Raw genomic sequence first — 2,259 nt, forward strand, 5'->3', positions numbered from 1 at the left:
CGTTGAGCGTGGTCGTGCCGTCGTTGATACCGGCGGTCGAATAGTCGCGGTCGGTGAACTCACGCGAGCTGTCGCTGTACTTCATGCCGAACTTGATCGACTGCAGCGGACCGTCTTCGAAGTCGTAGCGCAGGTCGAGCTTGGCACCGCCGCGCTTCTGGCCCGAGCGGATGTCGGTGACCTCGCCATAGTCGTTGGCGTACATGTTCTGCAGGTTGTTGACCGAGTTCAGCAGGCCCGGGGTCAGCGACGGATACGGAAAGCCATGACTGCCATAGGTGAGCAGCGAGCTCTGGTTGTACGCGAAGTTGTCCTGCGAATACTTGTCTTCACGGCCGTCGATCTCGACGTGGTTCGGGCGATCGTTACGACCGATGCTCCAGAACACATTGGGCGAGATGGTCCAGCCACCCGCGGTCTTGTCGGCGCCCAACTGGATCGTCGCCAGATCGGCCCGCTCGGGATTGGTTTCGTACCAGAAGCGGTTGGCAATGCGGCCGATGTTCGGACTGTAAACACCCGGCGTGGACGTGGGAACGTAAGTCACGTCCTGCGGCAACAGCTGGTTATACGTGGTGTTCTGCTCGGTCAGCGCATAGGCATACGTCATGCGCGCGTAAGCTTTCAGCGTGGGATCGACGTTCCAGTCGAGCGAAATATTGCCGCCGTAGCGACGCTCGAAGCCGGACGCCACGCCGACATTGGTACCCAGGCTGGTCAGGTTGTGCGCCGGGTCGTAACCGGGCGCATTCTGGCCGTCGGACGTCGCGTGCAGGAAGGCCCAGGAGCCGTCGTTCGAGGCACTTTCCGCCGCGCCGATCTCGCTATTGGCGATATTGCGATAGTCGTAGTAACCACTGACGTACACGCCGAACTGCTTTTCCGAGCCGAACTTGCCCTGCAGTTCGCCGGCAAGGCCACTGCCCAGGCCGCTACCGCCGTAATCCCGCGCACGGCTTTCCACGCGCCCGCTGGTAGTCACGCTGCCGCTGAAATCCTTCTTGAAATCGAACGCGCTAGGCGTGCGAAAGTCGATCGTGCCACCGATGGCGTCCCCGTCCATGTCGGCCGTCGAGGTCTTGTTGAGCACGATGGTCTGCAGACCCGACGGCGGCAACAGGCTGAGCTGCACGCTGCGGCTGTACGGCATGCCCTGGGCGACGTTGCTGCCGTTGACAAGGTTGACGTTGTACTCCGAAGGCAGGCCGCGAACCGAGGTAAACATGCCCTCGCCGCGCGCCGCACCGTCGATACCACCGAAGTAGCCCGAGCCCGTGGTCGTCACGTTCACGCCCGACATCAGGCCCAGCGCCTCGGCCACGTTGTGCACGGCGGTGTGCTGCAAATCCGCCGCGGACAGCACGTCCACGGTGTTGATCGAGTCCATCCGCATATTGGTGGCGTCGTAGCGGTTAGCGACGACACTCAACGCCTTCATCTGCACGGCCTTGTCTGGCTTCGGCGGCGTCGCCTGGCTGTCGGCCGCAGGCTTCGCGGGCGACGTGGGTGGCGGCGGTGCCGGTGTCGCATCCTGCGCAAACGCCGACCCACCGAGTACGGCACATAAGGCCACGGCCAGACACTTCTTGTTGAAACCCCTATCGATACCCACGACTTACCCCCACCCCGAGATGCTTTAGGAAGCACGCGCGACATTGCGCCGCGCGATGCGCAGTTCAGCTGACCAGCGGGTTCGTCGCGCGGCCCGGACGGAATGGATCACACACGCCAGCGTTAGCGGGCGTGCGAAAACATCACGACGGGCGGTTGAACGTGCCGATCAGGACAGACGGACGATCAGCGGGAGGTTTGCGGCGGAGAATAGCCAGCGACGCACTTGCCACGCGAACGCAGGGCGCTCAGCTTGGCACGTGCGAGGATCGGCAGGCCGTCGGCCATGACGAGCGCGAACGGACGACCTGCGAAGGCGCAGCTGGCGTTTTCATGTGAATTGGGGCGACGCATCGTAGCGGTCTGTCCGTCATTCATCGCGAGCTGCGAATCGGCATACCGTGTGGTTGCCGGAAGGGTTACGCGAACGGACGTCCAATCGAACGCCGTGCGTGATGCAAGATATAGCGTACTGTAAAAAGGGCGTCAACTGCCAAAAATGCATAGGCGACAGCTTGTTGCATCGCACCAGTGACGAAAGACGTGCAGACGCAAGAAGTCGCGAAGGCCTGTCAGGCAGAGACGCGCGCCCAGGCGCAGCGTCTCATCACGGTTCGCCCCGGCGACGGCGCCGCACCGTGTACAAGG

The 2,259-nt window shown here is 62.8% G+C and carries 2 protein-coding genes; both read right to left on the reverse strand.

Going from position 1 to position 2,259, the window contains the following annotated elements:
* A partial coding sequence (locus AC1DT2_RS21240; RefSeq protein WP_477298555.1) for a TonB-dependent receptor plug domain-containing protein occupies positions 1–1,573 on the reverse strand: 1,573 nt, incomplete at its 3' end.
* A gap of 224 nt (positions 1,574–1,797) precedes the next feature.
* On the reverse strand, positions 1,798–1,965 hold the full coding sequence (locus tag AC1DT2_RS21245; protein WP_477298557.1) for a hypothetical protein: 168 nt from the start codon (positions 1,963–1,965) through the stop codon (positions 1,798–1,800).
* Positions 1,966–2,259: the final 294 nt, after the last annotated feature.

Source organism: Luteibacter sp. P4_E6, assembly GCF_056401535.1.